Source organism: Pseudoalteromonas sp. GutCa3 (genome assembly GCF_002836155.1).
Lineage (GTDB): Bacteria > Pseudomonadota > Gammaproteobacteria > Enterobacterales > Alteromonadaceae > Pseudoalteromonas > Pseudoalteromonas arctica.
Genome location: NZ_PJBK01000019.1, coordinates 35,923 through 56,261, shown reverse-complemented (window position 1 = coordinate 56,261; position 20,339 = coordinate 35,923). Strand labels below are relative to the sequence as shown.

14 protein-coding genes are annotated in these 20,339 nt (G+C 38.8%); 5 read left to right on the top strand and 9 right to left on the bottom strand.

Annotated features, from left to right (window positions below):
- The first annotated feature begins 26 nt into the window (after nt 1-26).
- Both CXF64_RS02955 and mdoH read left to right on the top strand, forming a co-directional pair.
- On the top strand, nt 27-1,646 hold the full coding sequence (locus CXF64_RS02955) for a glucan biosynthesis protein G (RefSeq protein WP_101216230.1): 1,620 nt from the start codon (nt 27-29) through the stop codon (nt 1,644-1,646).
- Entirely contained in the window at nt 1,618-3,579 is a 1,962-nt protein-coding gene (mdoH, locus tag CXF64_RS02950; RefSeq protein ID WP_101216229.1) for a glucans biosynthesis glucosyltransferase MdoH, read from the top strand. Before CXF64_RS02955 ends, mdoH begins: the two co-directional genes overlap by 29 nt.
- Before the next feature lie 855 nt (nt 3,580-4,434).
- On the opposite strand, the gene fusA is transcribed toward mdoH, so the two are convergent.
- The 7 genes from fusA to CXF64_RS02910 form a co-directional block, all read right to left on the bottom strand.
- Nucleotides 4,435-6,519, bottom strand: a complete 2,085-nt coding sequence (fusA, locus tag CXF64_RS02940; protein ID WP_101216228.1) for an elongation factor G — start codon at nt 6,517-6,519, stop codon at nt 4,435-4,437.
- Nucleotides 6,520-6,725: 206 nt separating this feature from the next.
- The gene (locus tag CXF64_RS02935) at nt 6,726-7,451 is read right to left on the bottom strand and encodes a response regulator (protein WP_101216227.1); all 726 of its coding nucleotides are present in this window, start codon (nt 7,449-7,451) and stop codon (nt 6,726-6,728) included.
- Nucleotides 7,452-7,465: 14 nt separating this feature from the next.
- On the bottom strand, nt 7,466-9,088 hold the full coding sequence (locus CXF64_RS02930; RefSeq protein WP_101163937.1) for an ATP-binding protein: 1,623 nt from the start codon (nt 9,086-9,088) through the stop codon (nt 7,466-7,468).
- An 11-nt stretch (nt 9,089-9,099) separates the two neighbouring features.
- Nucleotides 9,100-10,620, bottom strand: a complete 1,521-nt coding sequence (locus tag CXF64_RS02925; RefSeq protein WP_008136529.1) for a tripartite tricarboxylate transporter permease — start codon at nt 10,618-10,620, stop codon at nt 9,100-9,102.
- Between the two features lie 3 nt (nt 10,621-10,623).
- Nucleotides 10,624-11,091, bottom strand: a complete 468-nt coding sequence (locus CXF64_RS02920) for a tripartite tricarboxylate transporter TctB family protein (protein ID WP_101216226.1) — start codon at nt 11,089-11,091, stop codon at nt 10,624-10,626.
- Nucleotides 11,092-11,104: 13 nt separating this feature from the next.
- Nucleotides 11,105-12,076 carry a Bug family tripartite tricarboxylate transporter substrate binding protein gene (locus CXF64_RS02915; RefSeq protein ID WP_024589481.1) on the bottom strand — a complete coding sequence of 324 codons (972 nt, stop codon included), beginning with the start codon at nt 12,074-12,076 and terminating at the stop codon, nt 11,105-11,107.
- 11 nt (nt 12,077-12,087) lie between these two features.
- The gene (locus CXF64_RS02910; protein WP_024589482.1) at nt 12,088-13,329 is read right to left on the bottom strand and encodes an OprO/OprP family phosphate-selective porin; all 1,242 of its coding nucleotides are present in this window, start codon (nt 13,327-13,329) and stop codon (nt 12,088-12,090) included.
- A gap of 499 nt (nt 13,330-13,828) precedes the next feature.
- Here CXF64_RS02910 and CXF64_RS02905 point away from each other — a divergent pair, with 499 nt between their 5' ends.
- On the top strand, nt 13,829-16,807 hold the full coding sequence (locus tag CXF64_RS02905) for a DUF3857 domain-containing transglutaminase family protein (protein ID WP_101216225.1): 2,979 nt from the start codon (nt 13,829-13,831) through the stop codon (nt 16,805-16,807).
- 657 nt (nt 16,808-17,464) lie between these two features.
- On the opposite strand, the gene ylqF is transcribed toward CXF64_RS02905, so the two are convergent.
- The gene (gene ylqF, locus CXF64_RS02900; RefSeq protein WP_024589485.1) at nt 17,465-18,409 is read right to left on the bottom strand and encodes a ribosome biogenesis GTPase YlqF; all 945 of its coding nucleotides are present in this window, start codon (nt 18,407-18,409) and stop codon (nt 17,465-17,467) included.
- A 91-nt stretch (nt 18,410-18,500) separates the two neighbouring features.
- Here ylqF and CXF64_RS02895 point away from each other — a divergent pair, with 91 nt between their 5' ends.
- Nucleotides 18,501-19,037, top strand: coding sequence for a YaeQ family protein (locus CXF64_RS02895; protein ID WP_024589486.1), 537 nt, complete (start codon nt 18,501-18,503; stop codon nt 19,035-19,037).
- A 183-nt stretch (nt 19,038-19,220) separates the two neighbouring features.
- Nucleotides 19,221-19,826: an alpha/beta fold hydrolase gene (locus CXF64_RS02890; protein ID WP_024609379.1), complete on the top strand. Its 606-nt coding sequence runs from the start codon at nt 19,221-19,223 to the stop codon at nt 19,824-19,826.
- Here CXF64_RS02890 and CXF64_RS02885 read toward each other — a convergent pair.
- Nucleotides 19,823-20,032 (bottom strand): hypothetical protein, encoded by a 210-nt coding sequence (locus tag CXF64_RS02885; protein ID WP_007579816.1) that lies wholly within the window; start codon nt 20,030-20,032, stop codon nt 19,823-19,825. The two genes, CXF64_RS02890 and CXF64_RS02885, sit on opposite strands and share 4 nt — an antisense overlap.
- Nucleotides 20,033-20,339 lie beyond the last annotated feature (307 nt).

Below are 20,339 nucleotides of genomic sequence, written 5' to 3'. Positions count from 1 at the left end.
AGTCGTGTTTTTATAAAGGAATGAGAATGAAACAACTAACCCAAAATCTGCCTAAATGGCAAAAGAAGTCAGCACCACTACTGGGTCTACTTATTATTTTTTCGACTTGGGGCAATAGCAACCAAGCGATTGCTGCAACCGTTGATGTAGCAATCCCACAAAGTAGCTTATTTGACGTAATTAGCGCCCGCGCTAAAAAGTTAGCAAGCGAAGAATACGTGGCGCCTAAAAACATTGAGCTTGAAGCACTTAACAATATTGATTATCAAGATTACCGTTCAATTCGATTTAAAAAAGACAAAGCAGTATGGAAAGATGAAGGCCTGTACGAGCTGCAATTATTCCATCCTGGTTTTTTATATAAAACACCTGTGACAATAAATACCGTTGATAGTGACTCTAAACGCAGTCGCTTACCTTTCAGTACTGACTTTTACCAATACGATGGCACTGCTGCACCACTACAAGAAGAAATAGCTAAAAGTGTTGCGGATACTCAACTAGGCCATGCTGGATTTCGCTTACATTACCCGTTAAATACTAACGAGTATAAAGACGAAGTAATGGTATTTCAGGGAGCATCGTATTTTAGAGTTGTTGGCCCTCAGCAAGTTTATGGATTATCAGCTAGAGGCCTTGCCATTGATACTGCAGAAAATTCAGGTGAAGAATTTCCAATGTTCAAAGAGTTTTGGTTAGTTAAACCAAAGGCCGACCAAACACAAATTACCATTTTTGCATTATTAGATAGCCCATCTATATCGGGTGCATACAAGTTTAGTGTTGACCCTACAACTAATATGCTAGTTGATGTTGATATGCAGATATTTGCACGTAAAGACATTAAAAAGCTCGGCGTAGCTCCATTAACGAGTATGTTTTACCACGGTGAAAACAGTACCAAATTTTTTGATGACTATCGCCCTGAAGTTCATGACTCGGATGGCCTATTAACTCAATCTGCTGATGATAAATGGGTATGGCGCCCTCTTAACAACCCTTCACAGCTAAGTGTAACTTCGTTTTCATACAATAATCCAAAAGGTTTTGGGTTAGCTCAACGAGACAGAGATTTTAATAACTATCTGGACACAGAAGCACATTACCACAACCGCCCTAGTCTATGGATTGAACCACAAGGTGAATGGGGAAATGGCCGTGTAGAGCTTGTAGAGATACCTACTGACACAGAAACTAACGACAATATCGTCAGTTACTGGGTACCAGAAAAGCCAATGAAAGCCGGTGATTCATTAAAGCTAAGCTACAAAATGACGACCTTTAATGCAGTTTTAACTCAGCACGAAAAAGCGAGAGTACTGCGCACAAGGATCGGTAGCGCTGCTTTACCAGGTGAGGACAATCCACCACCAAAAAGCCATCGCCAATTTACTGTTGATTTTACTGGGTCAGAAATAAATCAACTCTCTGAACAGTTAAAGCTAGATGCCGATATTCAACTTACAACAGGCGAAGTAACCGACGTGAATGTGCAAAAATTGCCTGATTCACGAGGATGGCGTGTAGCCTTCAAAATTGCACCACAGGACGATCAACCCGTTGATATGCGTTTATCGTTAAAATTGCGTGACAAAGAAATTAGCGAGGTATGGAGTTATGTTTGGTACCCAAATGACATCAAGTAATAAAGGTAGGGGCACTCCAATGCCATTCAAAACATTAAGAGTTTGGCTATTTGCTATTGCGGCGCTTGGCACATCTGGCTACGGCATATCTATTATGTTTGAGATTTTAAGCTCAAACGGTATGACATTACTTGAGTATGCTCTTTTAGTATTATTCTCAATCACTTTTGCCTGGATTGTAACGGCCTTTTGTAGTGGAACAATCGGCTTTGTATTACAGTTGTTTCGAATTGACCCACTTACGCTGAAGCGTATTAAACCAATTGAGTTTAACAAGGAGGCAATTAACGCTCAAAAAACCGCCGTTGTAATGCCTATTTATAACGAAGACACCCACCGTGTTATCGCGGGCTTTGAAGTCAGTCTCCAGTCGTTAAAAGAAACAGGCCAACTTGCAAACTTTGATTTTTACTTATTAAGCGACACTCAAGACCCACAAATAGCCAAAAATGAGCTAAGTGCATGGCATGCACTGTGTGAGCGTTTAGGTGATACAGCAAAGCATGTTTTTTATCGTCGTCGCGAAGATAACAAACACCGTAAAGTAGGTAACCTAACCGATTTTTGTGAGCGATGGGGCAGCCAGTACGACCATATGATTGTGCTTGATGCAGACAGCGTAATGACCGGGAAATGTATGTTAGAGCTTACTACAAGTATGCTCAACAACCCACAAGCAGGCCTGATCCAAACTATTCCGATCCCTGTTCGTCAAGATACCTTTTTTGGCCGTTTTTTACAGTTTGCATCAGTGCTATATAGCCCAATGCTCGCTACTGGCTCAGCTTTTTGGCAAACTGATAAAGCAAACTACTGGGGTCACAATGCAATTATTAGAGTTGAAGCATTTATAACGTGCTGTGGCTTGCCAACACTGAAAGGTAATACACCTTTTGGCGGCGAAATTTTAAGTCATGACTTTGTAGAAGCTTCACTGCTTCACAGTGCTGGTTGGGATGTATTGTTGCTATCAGATATTGAAGGTAGCTATGAAGAAGTACCAAGTAACATTCTAGACTACGCTGTACGCGATAGACGCTGGGTGCAAGGTAATATTCAGCACTTAGGTTTACTATCTTCATCCAAATTAAAATTAATGAGTAAGCTGCACTTTCTGTTAGGTGCCACAGCCTATATTTCATCGCTAATTTGGCTCTCAATGTTAGCGTTAAGTACAATTGATGCAGTGACTCGCGCATTAAATAGTGATGTGTACTTTAACCGTGTTTATCAATTATTCCCTACATGGCAAATAGCTAAAACCGATCTGATTGATTCACTCTTGTATTTAACTATTGTTATTTTATTAATGCCTAAACTAATGGGCATAATAGTAACCTTAATACATAGAAACAAACGCTTTGGTGGTTCAATTAAGCTCATACTAGGTTCAATCATTGAAACCGTATTTGCTATTATTGTTGCCCCATTAATGATGGTATTTCATGCTTACTTTGTACTTTGTGTGTTTTTAGGTAAAAAAGTGAAGTGGGATGCACAACCGCGCGAAGGTCGTATGGTTCCGTGGAAGGAGGCGTTTGGTTATACGTTATTCTCAACTATTGTGGCTATTGCATGGGGTTGTACGGCTTACTACTTCACGCCCGTATTCTTTTGGTGGTTATCACCTATATTGCTGGGCTTAGTATTAGGCGCTCCGATTATCCGTTATACCAGTAGCATTAAACTCGGTGTACAACTAAGAAAGTTAGGTATATTTATTTGCCCTAGTGAAGTTGATAACGACTCAACTCTAGAAGCACTTAAAATACATCTAAAAGAAATTTCGGTACCAAAGGAAGGTGCTTATCCACAAACAATACCGGCACTACCACAAGAGCAGTTGGTAACAATGCCTATCCAGTCTTTTAAGAAGCCACGCAGGCTAAAGATGAAAGCGCTAAAAGCTAAGGCTATAAAAAAGTTTAATTAGCGCGTTATAAAATACAAAAACAAAAAAGGAGCGATTAATCGCTCCTTTTTGCTATCTAAATTAAAGATCAAGCATTGCATTTATCGCTAATATTTTCAATTTTGTTAGCTAACTTATTGCAGTACATTTTAGAAATAGCTGATTGCGTTTCATCATCAAGTTGCCAGTTATAAAAATGGAACGTTTTACCATTATCTAACTCCACCTTAAAAATGGTGAAAAGAAAAAACGAACTAAATGATACGCAACTAATTTCCTCGCTATTGATATAACGCTTTGTGCATAAACGCGTATAACAAATGCCTGCTTTATAACAATGTAAAAAACGAAGATGAAGAATATTAAAAGTAGTAATAATCAGTAGAGCTGGCATTACAGTGAGAAAAACAATTTTTAGGTTCACAGAAAATATAATATGAATTAAAAATATTAAGCTGAATGCTAAAACGCATTTTGTAAATTGTAGCCACCAGTTTGGTGCTAATTTAATAGATTTCATGATTGTTACGTCTTATATAGAATTAATAGCAAACGTCTCTGCTGCGGAGACTTCCTTATCTGACTTTAGAGCTCTAGTCTAAAAGTGCTAGTATTCTACATTACGTATATAGATGCATCAATAGAAGTTCTTAAAATTCATATAGTTACACTCACCTTACAATTAACCTCTTATAAACCAACCAATTAAGTAATTGAGGTAAATAAATTGCTCTCTAGTACCTTTTTATTAATTAGTAACATAGGACTAATTAATAATAAAAAGTAGTTATAAACAACTAAAAAAAATAAAACCAAATTATAGGCAATAAAAAACCCGCAACATGTGCGGGTTTTTTTAAAGAGTTAAAGAGCTAATTACTTAGCAGCTTTTTTCTCTTTTTCTGCAGCGATTACTGTATCAGCAACGTTTTGCGGACATGCAGCGTAGTGTGAGAACTCCATAGAGAACTGACCACGACCAGATGTCATTGTACGTAGTGTACCGATGTAACCGAACATTTCTGATAACGGTACGTCAGCTTTAATACGGCTGCCTGTTAAACCAGCTTCTTGGTCTTTCATCATACCACGACGACGGTTAAGGTCACCGATTACGTCACCAACGTGATCTTCTGGAGTGAACACGTCAACATTCATGATTGGCTCAAGAAGTTGTGCGCCCGCTTTAGGGATCGATTGACGGAAAGCGCCTTTAGCAGCGATTTCGAACGCGATTGCAGATGAATCCACGGCATGGAAACCACCGTCGAAAAGTTCAACTTCAACGTCAAGTACAGGGAAACCAGCTAGAACACCAGTACCCATCATTGATTTAAAGCCTTTTTCTACTGCAGGCCAGAATTCTTTAGGTACGTTACCACCAACAACTGATGATTTAAACGTGAAGCCTGAAGCAACTTCGCCTGGCTTGATGCGGTAGTCGATTTTACCGAACTGACCAGAACCACCAGATTGTTTCTTATGCGTGTAGCTATCTTCAATTTCTTTAGTGATAGTTTCACGGTAAGCTACTTGTGGTTGACCAACAATAAGGTCTACGCCGTAAGTACGCTTAAGAATATCTACTTTGATATCTAAGTGAAGCTCACCCATACCTTTAAGGATAGTCTCGCCTGAATCTTCATCAGTTTCAACTTGGAAAGATGGATCTTCTGCAACCATTTTACCGATAGCAACACCCATTTTCTCATTACCGCCTTTATCTTTAGGCTGTACAGCAATCGAGATTACTGGAGTTGGGAATACCATTGGCTCAAGTGTTACTGGGTGCTTAGGATCACATAGAGTGTGACCAGTTTGCACGTTTTTCATACCTACGATAGCAATGATGTCACCAGCTTGTGCGCTAGTTAATTCGTTACGGTCATCTGCTTGCATCTCAACCATACGGCCAACACGCTCAGTTTTACCAGTAAACGAGTTAAGGATAGTGTCACCCTTGTTTAGTTTACCTGAGTAAATACGTACGAATGTTAATGCACCAAAACGGTCATCCATTATTTTGAATGCTAACGCTTTGAAAGGTTCGTCAGTAGATACTACTGCGAACTCGCCATTTTCGTTACCTTCTTCATCCATAAGAGGTTGAGGATCAACGTCTGTAGGACATGGTAAGTAATCAACAACAGCGTCAAGAATAAGCTGCATACCTTTGTTCTTAAACGCAGAACCACAGTATGTTGGGAAGAAAGCAAGGTCACGAGTACCTTTACGGATACAACGTTTGATGTCTTCTAAAGAAGGTGCTTCACCTTCCATGTAAGCTTCAAGTAGTGCATCGTCTTGCTCAAGGGCAGTTTCAACAAGCATTTCATAATACTCGTCAGTTTTATCTACCATGTCTGCAGGAATGTCTGTGATTTCGTAGTTTTCAGGAAGACCAGTGTCATCCCAAACGTATGCTTTTTTAGTTAAAACATCTACAACACCAACAAACTCATCTTCAATACCAATTGGTAAAGTCATGATTAGTGGAGTTGCGCCAAGTACTTTACGTACTTGCTCAGTTACACGGTAAAAGTCAGCACCCATACGGTCTAATTTATTTACGAAGATAATACGTGCAACTTCTGAATCATTAGCATAACGCCAGTTAGTTTCTGATTGTGGTTCAACACCACCAGAACCACAGAACACACCGATGCCGCCATCTAGTACTTTAAGTGAACGGTAAACTTCAACTGTGAAGTCAACGTGTCCAGGAGTATCGATAACGTTAAAACGGTGATCTTTCCAGAAACAGCTTACAGCCGCAGACTGAATAGTAATACCGCGCTCAGCTTCTTGTTCCATGAAGTCAGTAGTAGATTCACCATCATGAACCTCACCAGTTTTATGGATTTGACCAGTAAGCTTTAGGATACGCTCAGTAGTCGTGGTCTTACCCGCATCAACGTGCGCGAAAATACCAATGTTTCTGTACTTCGATAAATCTGCCATTAATTTTGCTCTTAATAAAGTCGATAAATTATTCCGCAGGAGTATAACATCACTTAAAGCGAACATCACCATACAAGCCGCTTAAAATGCAATCAATTCAACATATTTTTTTTATCGTCAGAATCTATTAAATATCAAACATAACAAAAAAAACGTAAGGTGTTGAAATAAATAGAATTTAATATTTAAGCCTTAGGTACAAAAAGTTACTTCGCTATTTTATAGCAACGTTCAGGGCGGCCAATACTGCCATAACTTTGATCCGCTGTTAACTTACCTGATTCAAGCAAATACTCCAAGTAACGGCGTGCTGTAGAGCGACTAACACCAACCAAATCGCCCATTTGCTGAGCGGTAAATGCGGTGGTTGCGTGCTCTACAAAAGCATCATGTATTTTTTTTAGGGTAAGTTGATCGACCCCTTTTGGTAAACGAACAGACGTGTTGGTTTGCTGCTTTGAACCAAATAACGTATCAACCATTGACTGCGTTACTTCATTTGCATCAGAAAAACATTGCTGACGTGATTCAAAACGTGCAAGTGCTTGATCAAGTCGGTTTAACATTAATGGTTTTACTAAAAAGTCGCATGCACCTAACTGCATTGCTTTTTCAAGGGTTTCGACCTCTTTTGCAGCAGTGAGCAGCATAACTTCACTTTTAATCGTTCGACGTCGTAAGTCGGTCAATAAATCAAGTCCGTTACCATCAGGTAAATGTATATCGAGTAAAATCAAATCGGGTTCAATTGCATGCAGTAAGGCTGTTGCCGTGCTTAAATTACCTGCAATGCCCACTACCTGATACTGTGCTTGCCTTAAACTTTGCTTTGGCGTTTGACTACCTGCGACACCATTTGGTAATAACAAGTACTGCGCTAATAGCTGTGCTACCTCTACTTCGTCTTCAATTATTACTACTGAATACGTCATGTTTAATGCTCTTATTATTTTGGAATGTAAACACTTAGTCTTGCACCTAGTAGGTCTGACTCACCAATTTCTAACGTGCCACCGCATGAGTCTAAATTTGTTTTTACTAAATATAAACCAATACCATGCTCTGCTCCTGATTTAGAGCTGTACTGAGGGGTAAAAATAACATCATGGTCAGAACCTAACCCAAAGCCTGTATCTTCTACATCAAATAAGAGAGTTTGGCTGGTTTCATCAACGGTTACCCGTACTTTTGCAGAGCGAGAGTTCGATGACCTAATAGCAGCCTCAATCGCATTATCTATAAGGTTACCTAAAATAGATACAACTCGCTCGAGCATATCTTTACGTGCAATAACACCAAGTAGGCTGTCGGGGTTAAGCTCAAGCGCAACATTTAATTCTCTTGCTTTATGATATTTACCCACCAACAAACCAGCAAGCACAGGGTCTTGTATGCGCTCTAACAAGTTATGAATTTGTGCCTGAGAGCCCTGGCTTTCTTGCCCTATTATTTCTATAGCTTGTTCGTTTTTGCCCATTTGCACTAACGCACCAATTAAGTTGAGCTTATTAGAATAGTCATGAGTTTGTACCCTTAAAAGCTCTGCAAAAGCCTGAACTTTAGTAAGTTGTTGGCTTAAATACTCAAGTTCATCAGAGGGGCGCATACTCAGTAAAATACCATCCGCCTGCCCTTGCACTTGCAAAGAAAATCTCGATAATATAAGGCGTTTATCGGCGGCAAATAATTCAAAACCCACTATTTTACGTCGCTGATTACGCAATAAAAATTCTGCATGTTCAGGTAATAAATCGTTTAAGCTGAGGTTCTGATTAATAATTGAAGTTGGTTTATCTAATATTTCGCAGGCGCGTTGATTGAGTTTTCGTACTTTTCCGTCCGGGTCGAGTGCAATAATACCGCTGCGTACCGTATTTAAAATTGCATCTTGTTCTGAAAACAAACGTGCAATTTCATCTGGCTGCAGGCCAAAAATAGCATTTCTGACACGCTGTCCAATATAAATAGCCGCCAGTATACTTAAACCTACAAGTATTAAGCCCCATATTAAAATTTCACTACTGCGAGAGAGAATAAGCGGATCGATTGATTGTACTAAAAAACCAACCGATACAACGCCTACTATTTCATTATTACCTGCGTACACCGGCACTTTGCCACGAATTGATTCACCTAAGCTACCATGGGCCACCGAAATATAGCGTTCACCTTTTAATGCAGCTTGGCTATCGCCTCCGACCATTTTTTTGCCAATTTTATCTTCATCTGGATGCACAATACGAAGCGCATTTTCATCGCCAACAACAATAAAATCAGCACCTACAAGCTGTCGTAAATCTTCAATTTGCATGTTAATAGCGGTTAAGTCACTAGGTATTCTCAGTGCATTAATTACATCAGCACGTGTGGCAATACTGCTTGCTACAGCTAATGCTTTATCACCAATATGGTTATGTAAGCTTTGCGCTGTAAGTTGATACACCAACGCGCCAAATAATAAAGCCTGCAATACACACAATCCTGTTACCCAAATAATTAATCGTGTTTCTAATCGCTTAGGTTTTGTGACCATGTTTTGCAATGGATTTAGCTTGTTGGTGTTTTTCATTTCATTCTCAATTATGCATTTACTTTGTCTGCACGGCGTTGCATTAAATAATCTTTTAACGGAAACAACAGCACTAAAATTGAAATTACAAATATGCTCAATGTTAGCGGACGATCCCATAAAAAGCTTAATGAGCCATCAGAAATCATCATTGAACGACGGAAGTTTCGCTCAATCATATCTCCTAATATAAAACCTAATAATAATGGTGCCATAGGAAATGACAGTAATCGCAATACTAGCGCAACCACCGCAAATCCTACCATCATAAATAAGTCGAAGGTATTGAAGGACACTAAGTAAACACCAATTAAGCTAAAGAACAATATCATCACGGTGAGTACCGACTTAGGCATTGCTAATACTTTTGCAAAGTAAGGAATCAGCGGCAAATTTAAAATAAGCAGTACAATATTACCAAAGTACATACTTACAATAACCGCCCAAAATACACTTGGGTTTTCTTGCATAAGCATTGGACCTGGTTGAATGCCGTAAGCAATCAAAGCACCTAGCATAATTGCCGTAGTACCTGAGCCCGGAATACCAAGCGTTAACAGTGGAACAAACGATCCTGTACACGCCGCATTATTTGCCGACTCTGGCGCAGCTAAACCACGTAATGAGCCTTTACCAAACTTTTCTTTCAAACCTTTTGGCGCTAAATTTCGCTCTGTTGCATAAGCCATAAAGCTTGCAATAGTTGCACCAGCACCCGGTAACACCCCCACTATAAAACCTAAAATAGACGAGCGACCAATCACTGGTGCTATCTCTTTAATCTCGGCTTTACTTAACTTGGTTGAACCTATTTGCGGTGTGTCTGAGTCATTAATGTTTTTAGCATCTTTTTTCTCTGGTTTTACAACATTTACAAGCGCCTCGGCTAATGCAAACGTTGCCATAGCAACCAGTAAAAAGCTTATTCCGTCGAGTAAATCAGGTTGCCCAAAGGTAAATCGGTCAGTCCCTGATGATGGATCAATACCAACCGTTGCTAGCATCAAGCCAAACACAGTCATCATCATTGCTTTTAAAAATTGCCCTTTATTTGAAAATGCTGCAATAGCTGTTAAGCCTAAAAACATCAACACAACATAATCAGGGGATTGAAAACTCAATGACACTTTTGCTAATAAAGGTGCAGCTACCATTAATAATATGGCGCCAATCGTTCCGCCTATAAAGGAGGAATAAGCAGCAATTGCCAATGCTTTACCTGCGTGCCCTTGTTTAGCAAGCGGGTAGCCATCAAAGGAGGAAGCTACCGTACCCGCCACGCCAGGCGCATTAATTAAAATAGATGACGTAGAGCCACCAAAAATAGCGCCGTAATAAACACCCGCCATTAAAATCATGCCCGAATCGGCGCCAATGCTGTAAGTAATTGGGATCATCAAGGCAATTGCGGTAATTGGCCCCAATCCTGGTAACATACCTATAAAAGTACCTACCAAGCAGCCAGCTATAACGTACATTAAATTATTAAAGTCGAGCACGGTCGACAAACCAAGCATAATTCCATCAAACATAACTTAACTCCACAAATCGCCCGGAACCAAGTAAATACCTAATACTTGAGTCATCAAAAACCAAAAAACCACCGCAACCGGTATCGATGCAAATAGCAAAATTCCCTTACGTCTTTCGCCCATCACAAAAAAGCCCGCAAGCAAAAACGCACTAGTAGAAATTAAAAAACCAATTGGCTCCAGTGCCGCGCTATAAATTATCATTAATATTAATAAACCAAAGGTGCGCAGTACGTGTGACTTTTCAAGAACATCATCATTATTAGTTTTCTCTCTTGGTTTAAGCAATGTTGAACCAATAGAAAGTAAGCACACCACAATACCAAACCCGGCATATACTTTAGGAAGTGTCGCTGAGGTAACCGTTTCGTATTCTTCAAACGGTAGTAGCGGAATTTGCCATGCAACCACAGCGTATAAAGTAAATAGCGCCAAGAATAAACTTGGCCCTATTAATTCTCGATTCGTCATTTTAAAACCTCGATTACGGCAATGTGCGGATAAAGCCAAGCTCTTCCATTACAGCTCTAAGCTGCACTTCTTGCGCTTCTAGTGACTTAATAAACTCATCTTTTTCTTGAAAAAGATTTAGCCAACCGTTACGAGCTCGTACAGCTTCCCACTCAGGTGTACTTTGCAACTCACGTAGTTTTTTTGTGTACTGTGCTAACTTTTCAGCGGGTAAATTAGGCGCAGCAAAAAGACCACGCCAATTAACAAATTCCATATCGTAACCTAGTGACTTAAGTGTGGGTATTTTTGGGTAATCAGGTAAGGGCTCACCCGATGTAACCGCTAAAATACGTGCTTGACCACCGTTAGCTACTTCAAGCGCTTCACTTAAGCCAGTAGAAAGTAAATTCACTTCGCCTGAAAGCAACCCAGCCTTAGCTTTACCGCCTGCATCGTAAGGAATATAACGTAGGCGTCGACCATCTATACCCGCAGCTTTAACTGCTTGAGCCGCCACTAAGTGATCCATACTGCCGCGAGCAGAACCGCCCGCTACTTTTACCGAACTTGGATCTTCTTTTATTGATTTAATAACATCCTCCCAAGTTTTAAATGGAGAATCGTTACGCACTACAAACGCGCCATAATCTGCAATCATACTGGCTACAGGTGTTAAATCGCGATAGCTATAAGGAATTCGGCCACTTAACGCGCGCAATACGATAGGCGTTGAGTTAACCATTAAAATATCGCCCTTTTTAGTGCCCGACTCAATTAAATACGCAATAGCACGACCGCCTCCACCACCAGACATATTTTGAAAAGATGCATTATTTTCAATGCCCGACTTAACTAACCCTTCGCCTATACCACGGGCTGTTGTATCCCAACCACCACCAGGTCCGCCAGGGATTAAAAAGTGAGTGTCGGCCATTGCCATTGGGCTACTAAGTACTAACGATGCTGCAAATATGGTCGTTTGTAATGATTTAAATAATTTCATTGTGTGTCCCTTTAAAATAAATACTGCATACGTGCACTAAAGCCCATACCAGAGTCTTCGTCGCCAACCAGCGCAGTAGTACCGGCACCTTCTACATCGCTGTAAATTAGATTACCCATAAACTTAATATCACTACTTACGTAATAAGATGTACCTAATGTATAAGTTGTCGCTTTTGTGCCTTGTAAGCTACTTGTAGCATCTACTTCTGAAACACGTGCCACCAACTCCCATGCATCTTTAATATTTTTAGGTTGTACAAATAATGCAGAGCTCGCTTTGTATTGGCGCTGTTCTCCACCTAAAAAGTAACTTGCCGATACATGAAAACCATCAAAGCGCTCGCCATCTAAAAAATCAGCACTATTAGCGGCATCAAGTGAGCGGCTTGCATATTCAGCCTCAAGTGTTAAAGAATCCGCCTGATAAGCAAACTCAAGACCGGTTTGCGATAAACTATCAAGTGGGCTTGTTACACCACCAGCAGCATAATCAACAAGGCGAGTATTAGTCTCGCGCACTTCACCACGCGCAAAACGTGCGCCTAATTCATTGCCACCCATATCGCGATATGAATGCCACACGCCTAAATGAATTACATCGCCAGGTGATGCACTCGACCATGTAGCACGCCCAGTAATAGCAAGAGTAAGCTTGTCGTTTTCATCGCTACCTGTTGCACCAAATGCATCATTTTTATAAACGCCTATCGCGTAACGAAAGCCTGAGTCTTTAAAATATTGATAGGCAGAAGCGCCCCAACGAAAAAATGGGGAGAAAGTATTGGCAAGCGAACTACGCTCAATTGTATTAATGTGCTTTGAACTGGTTAATGCATTTAGCGATATATCTTCGCGAATTTTACCTGCTTTAACTTTAAGTCCGTTATCAAACGCATAACGAACACGCGCCATCACTATTTCAGCAGTACCTTCGGCAAACTCGAGTAACAACTTGTGATCCCAATTTCCGTGCTCACTTTCAACGTAAGTACGAATACGACGAGGGAAAAAATTGCTCCCGCCAGAGCCCTCGTTATCAGCATTGTAAGCACCATCAAAATAGTTGTAGTCGAGCTGAACCCGTCCACCAAACTCTAAATTAAAACCACTGGTTGTTTTTAATGCACTTACTTCTTTTTGTAACGCATCTAATTGCTCTTGTAGTTTTTGCGTATCGTTATCGGCTAAAACGGATGTACTTGCTAATGCAGCAGCAACTGCCAAAGCGAGTTGTGTGTTACTTGCTTTCATTATTTTCTCCACGCTTGTGTATGTATTTATTGTCAGGTAGATAAGCGACGACAAACTGCTATCTAACTCGCAGCTTATTGTTAACGTGAAATTAACTAAATATTTAGAAGGTAAGGTGCATTGATGATCGTTATGTGCTTTTTGCTCATAAAGCTCATGAACAAAAAGAGCAAAAACAGTTACTGTTATATTTTGATTTATAAACACTTTTAAAGGTTTGAATGATTACCGTACGAATAAATAGATAGGATTTTTGCAGCTCTAACAAAGCCCACAATAAAGTAGGCTTAGCTAATTATGATTTAGCAATACAACTAAAAAATTATTTTAGGAACATTTGAGGGGGGTTAAGCGTTTCGCACTTACCATAGCAGTTTATTTATATACTATTAATTAATTGCTCAACAATGAATTTGTTAACATCTCATTGTCAAAAAAGCCTAAATTTGGTACATTATTCCTTCAATAGTATTTATAAAAACAACTATAAGACCCTACAATGAAATGGAACTTCCTTCGACTCAGCTCTTGGCTAATTGCACTTACCTTATTAATTTTCTCTCATAGTATTTTTGCGCAGCAATATAAAATAGATAAACCAGCTAATTGGGTTAATACACATATTATTGAGCAACCCAAGCATTCCGACATAACCAAGGTACGTGACGGCACACTTTATTTGTTACTCGATAACCAATCCTATATACCGAGCAAACAAAAACAGCAACGTTATACCCGTTTGGTTATGCAGGCATTGAATCAAAGTGGTGTTGATTATATAAGCCAGCTTAATCTTGATTTTGATCCAAGTTACGAGTCGCTAACATTAAACAGCTTAACGATTATCAGAAATAATGAGCGCATTGATAAGCTTGGTAGCGCGAGAATGACGGTTATACAAGGTGAATCTGAATTAGCTGATCGTATTTATAATGGTAGCTTATCACTCAATATTATTATTGATGATATGCGCAGTGGCGACATACTCGATTACAGCTACACAGTGGCAGGTAGCAACCCTATATATGCTAATAAATTTAGTACAAGACGCACGCTAAACTGGTCGGTACCCGTAGTGCAACAAAATATGCGTGTACTTTGGGGTAAACAAACGCCTTTACATATTAATACAATAAACGGCACAGCAGATATTCAAGAAACGCTTAACAAATATGGCAAAGATTATTCTATAACTCTTTTTGAAGAACCCTTACTCGAGCAAAATTCTCAAACCCCAACGTGGTACGACCCATATACACAAGTTTACTTTTCTGAGTTTGACGATTGGGGTCAGGTAGTTAACTGGGCATATCCACTTTATCAGTCAGCCATAGAAACCCCAAACAGCATTTTGGATGTAGCTGAAGAAATAAAAGCAAAACACACAAAAACATCAGACAAAATTGCCGCAGCACTGCGCTTTAGCCAAGACGAAGTTCGATATTTAGGGCTTGAAATGGGCACTAACTCGCATCAACCAACGTCAGCTTCAGAAACGCTTTCGCTACGATATGGCGATTGCAAAGATAAAACAGTACTGCTTATCTCGTTATTAAAAGCGATGGATATAGAGGCCTTCCCTGCGCTAGTTGATACAGAGGAAACCAAACGTTTAAAAGAACTTCCACCTTCTGCAAGTGTATTTAATCACGTAATTGTTACGCTTAAACAAAACGGAAAACGCTACTGGCTCGATCCTACGGTTAGCTACCAACGAGGTACTCTCGAATATTTAGCACAGCCTGATTATGGCTATGCCCTAATTATTGATAAAGGTGAAACCACTTTAACTTCAATGGCGCAAAAACCTGTACATACAAATGTATCTGTAGAAGATAACTTTTTTATTGCTGAAAAAGTATCTGAGCCATCACGTTTTGAAACCCAGTACACTTATGCTGAATTTGAAGCTATTAACCGAAGAAGCAGTATAGCCAGCAGTGGTCTAAATAGCGTTGCTAAATCTTATTTCGAGTATTACCAAGGCTTTTTAAATGGTCTATCAATCAATGAAGCAATGACTATTAGTGAACAAGAACAAACGGGTAAACTAATAACCAAAGAATCGTATTTAATTAGTGAATTTTGGGAAAAAACAGACGAAGGCTACGAAGCTAGTTTTTACGCGAATGAAATACAAAATAGCGTTTACGAACCAAAGCAGGTAAATCGCACCGACCCACTCTACTTTGGCTACCCCAATATAATTAACACCACAATAAAACTACATTTTGCAGAAAAAGGTTGGGGATTTGATAGCGATCAACAAGAAATTGATAACGACTACTTCAACCTAAAAACAACTACTGAATTTAATGATAATGTTTTAACACTGAGTTATGACTATTACGCAAAACAAGATCATATTAAAGCCGCTCAAATAGATGATTATTTAGCACAGCGTAAAAAGTTAATATCAGCAACCCATTACCCTATTCTAAAATACGCGGAAACGACCGAAACGCCTCAAACAACAGCTGATGTGCTAGATAGCTTTGGTTATAGCTGGCTTAAGTATGTGTTGGCTGGCTATATTTTAGTACTCATATTCTTTTTCGCCGATTGGCGATTAGAGTCAGCAAAAAAAGTGAAATTTGAAGATAGTCCATTTTATGCAGTATCTGTAAGTAAGTTTATTATTTACAGTATTTTAAGTTTAGGCATATTTGTTAATTATTGGAGTTATCGTAATTTTAAAGCCATTAAAGAGCGCGATAACTCAAGTATTATGCCTATTGCTCGAGGTATATTTGCGTTTTTATGGTATTACCCTTTGTATCTCGCACTTGCAGAGCACAGCCAACAACAGTTAAACAAAAATAGAGTAATGCCTAACTGGACTGCCTTAACACTCTGGCTAATGGTACTTGCCAGCGTCTTTGCTTATCGTATGGACGAATACGCAACCATAGTGATTTGTATAATGCCATTTTTATGGTTGCCTCTAGTTAGTTACATTGAACAAACCGATACAAGTAAAGAAGCCCTACATTACAACTCGTACTGGCGAATTAGACAGTATTTAATCTCGCTTGCGTTTGCACCTCTATTATTTTTAGGCGTACTTCAAGAAGTAAATATTTTACCCAATGCCGCAATTATAAAAGGCGATAGTTTATGGTCTTACCAAGTACACTTTTTAAAACGTAATCGCCTAACACCTGAAAACGAAGAAATACTTTATTTTTATAGCGATGCAGTATTTGATTACCGAGAAGACGGTAACGGAATAACCGAGAACTATATTTTTAGTTACTACAAAAACGATGACGGCAGGCTTGAATCGGATCTTAGTCACTTTAAAGACATAGAAAAAATAGAAACCACCTACGGTAAAACCAAACTTGATAACACAAGCATTAAAGTAATAAAAACTGACGGTAGTGATTTCTTGCTTATTGTAGGGCGTCTAAACAAGCAGGATAAAGTACTAGTGGAGCAGATTAATTTACGTATAACAGCAAATAAAGTGCGTTAGTGGCTTAAAATATCCAATTAAGTACGAATATTTTTAGCCACTAATTAAAGGCTATTGATCTTTGGGGGCTAAGATTTTATAAGAGACTATTTGATTTGATATCAAAGCAGTGGCTGTCTTGGAAGGCGATAAAATCATTCTTAGCTTGAATTTATTTTAACTTTGAAAGATTAATACTTTTATAATAAAAATCCATATCAAATTATTTAATAAGTATTAAAAATCTATTCTTAATTGCTTAACCAAGATAAGCATTTTTATGAAATGGCAGTGCTAACTAGCCGATTTATATATGAATAAAAAACAAGCGGCACAATAATAAGAATTATTTGCATTTAGGTATTGACAGATAGTTAGATCTAACTGATAATCAATATCAACAAGACGGATTGCATACCACTTGTTAAGGAATGAATTGATTTGTTTCTCGACCCTGAAACAACGTGTGGCGCACGTAAACAGCTATGGTTACTTGTTATGAACCGCAACGCCCCTTGATGTTGATGATGAGTAACCGCCCTACTATTTTACTTGCTACATTGCTCATATCGGTGACGGTAGATATGAAACTAAAAAAGCCCTTACGGGCTTTTTTTATGTCTGTAATTTAGTAAAACTAAATCTCTTTAATTAAATAACCTGAACTCTGGTTAAATATTAACGACGGTTTTTACGAGCTCGCGCTCGGCGTTGAAGCTTTTCTTCTTCTTTAGCTGCTTTTTTAGCTTCTGCAGCGGCGCGTAAACCTGCAACCATTACTTCTTCTTCCTCACGCATTTGCGGAGTTTCCATAGTAATACGGCCAATAATACCGTCGCGTAATTCGTTGATTAGTATTTCAGACATTTTATATGTGTCTATTTGATTACCACCACGAATACAGCCGCGTTTTTTACCTGCCATTTCAACAAATTCCCAATCACTTTCTGGTAATTCGTCTATTTTATAACGCGCTTTTAAAAGCTCAGGGTATGCACGCAATAAGTACTCAGCTGTGTAACTTGCTACTTCTTCATACTCAAGCGCCGTATCACGAATGGCACCGGTAGCGCCTAAACGATAACCTGAGTTTTCATTCTCTACTTTTGGCCAAAGCATACCTGGCGTATCGTAAAGCATAATACCGTCTTCAAGCTTAATGCGTTGTTGTGCTTTGGTTACCGCAGGTTCATTACCTGTTTTTGCAACTATACGTCCAGCCAGTACATTAATTAACGTAGATTTACCCACGTTAGGAATACCCATTATCATGGCTTTAATTTGCTTATCTGCACCCACTTTATGCGGCACTAACTTTTTACAAAGCTCATTTATACGACTTACTTCAGCTGCTTTATCATGTCCAAAAGAAATCGCTTTAACACCATTTTCTTGCTCAAAATAATCTTTCCAGATTTGAGTCATTTTAGGATCAGCTAAATCAGCTTTGTTCAAAATTTTGATGACCGGCTTACCTTCACGCAAGGTTGCCACCATCGGGTTTTCACTACTGTAGGGAATGCGCGCATCAAGCACTTCAATGATCACATCCATTTGTGGCATTATTTCTTTAATTTCATTGCGGGCTTTATTCATATGCCCAGGGAACCACTGGATAGCCATTTTTAACTCCTAACGTATAATTAACCGCTATTTTAACTGGCAATTCATTTAATTGCGCTATACTGACGCAAATTTTTTCAGATTAGTTGTTATGGCTCTTAAATCCACCATTATGAAAGTGCAGTTATCGCTTAGCGATATGGACCGCCACGTTTATCAAGATTTTAATTTAACCTTGGCTCAACACCCATCAGAGACCGATCAACGGTTGATGATTCGCTTACTCGCTTTTGCGCTAAATAGCTGTGATGGTTTAGAATTTACTAAAGGATTAAGCGCTGATGATGAGCCTGAACTTTGGCATGTAAGCTATAGTGAAGAAATAGAACTATGGATTGAACTTGGCTTACCAGATGAAAAACGCCTTAAAAAAGCCTGTAATAAATCTAAAAAAGTGGTGCTATATACTTACGGTGAAAACAATCAAGCAATTTGGTGGCAAAAACACCAACCTAAATTGTATGAATTTAAAAATCTAAGTATTTTTAGCCTTGATTATGCAGCAACACAAGCACTTGCTGCTTTGGTTGATCGTGGAATTAAGCTCGCCATTACCATTCAAGATGGTGAAGTATGGGTAAATACCGATACAACCAATATTGAAATAAAACCGCTACAGTTAATGTAATTACGGTAGTTATACCAATTGCATTAAATTAGTTATCTATTATAGCGACAAATAAATAAGTCGATAACAAGGCGAAAATTATGACATATAGTTGTTCTATATAAATAATTTTTAACGCAGGTAGCGGATTATTTAATACGCTAGAATGATCATGTTTTTAATAAAATTGGTATTAGGGAGCATATGAAAGTTAAACACGTTATTGTTTTACATGGCTTGTATATGTCTGGCTTTGTTATGCGCCCACTTTGTTCACGACTTGAAGAATCGGGGATGACGGTATTAAACATTACCTATAATACGCTCGACCCTCACCGCGACACCATATTTGCACAAATTGATGAGTGTATTTCTAACGAACCGGCAGCGCTTGTATGCCACTCAATGGGAGGGCTTATTGCACGTGCTTACCTAGAGGCAAACTCCCCTGCTAGCCAGAATGTTACGAAGGTAATTACACTGGGTACTCCACATAAAGGCAGCCATATAGCGCAAAAAATGAAGCAAAAAGGGTTTGAATCATTTTTAAAAAATAGTGTTGAATTTTTACTCACTAAAAATGGTAATTGGCCTTTTAAAGCTAAGCTTTACAGTATTGCGGGCGATTTACCTATTGGGCTTATGCCCTTAATAGTTAAAGGTAGCCGGTCAGATGGCACTGTATTACTAGATGAAACCAAACTTAAAGGTATGGCCGAACATAAAGTGTTTCATTTAAGCCATACCAGTATGATTTACTCGCGCCAAGTACTCGATTACATTTTAAAGTGCTTAAACGAGAAAGATTAATCCTCAGCATTGGCTGCTATTTTATAACTAATTAAAAATACCACTGCCAATATAAGCGGAATCGGCGCCGCAATGTAGCCAAAAAAATCTGAGTTCGCAAAGCTTGCACCCGCCAAGTGCGCTACTAACCCAAGTACAAATGCGATGACTGCAATTCCTACCACTATTAACTCTGCTTTATTTTGTTTCGCTGTTTTTGCATGCATGTTATCTCTCCTAATTATTTCGACAACATTATTATGCGCCGTTAGGGTGGATGATTTTTGACCTGCATCAATAAAAAAATAGCTAAGTTATTACCTTGAATAAAGTTTGTTTTAGATCATGATTTATATACTTTTGAGGTTTATTTACTTTTGAGGGGTAGTATTTTTATTAATCAGACCCACTTCTATTAATAGTCTAAAGTGAATATAGGTATCAAAAACAGCTAATAGGTTAAAACTATTAACTAGATACATTTAAACGATATTACTAATTTATCGAAATTAGTAATACTTATCACAAGTTCAC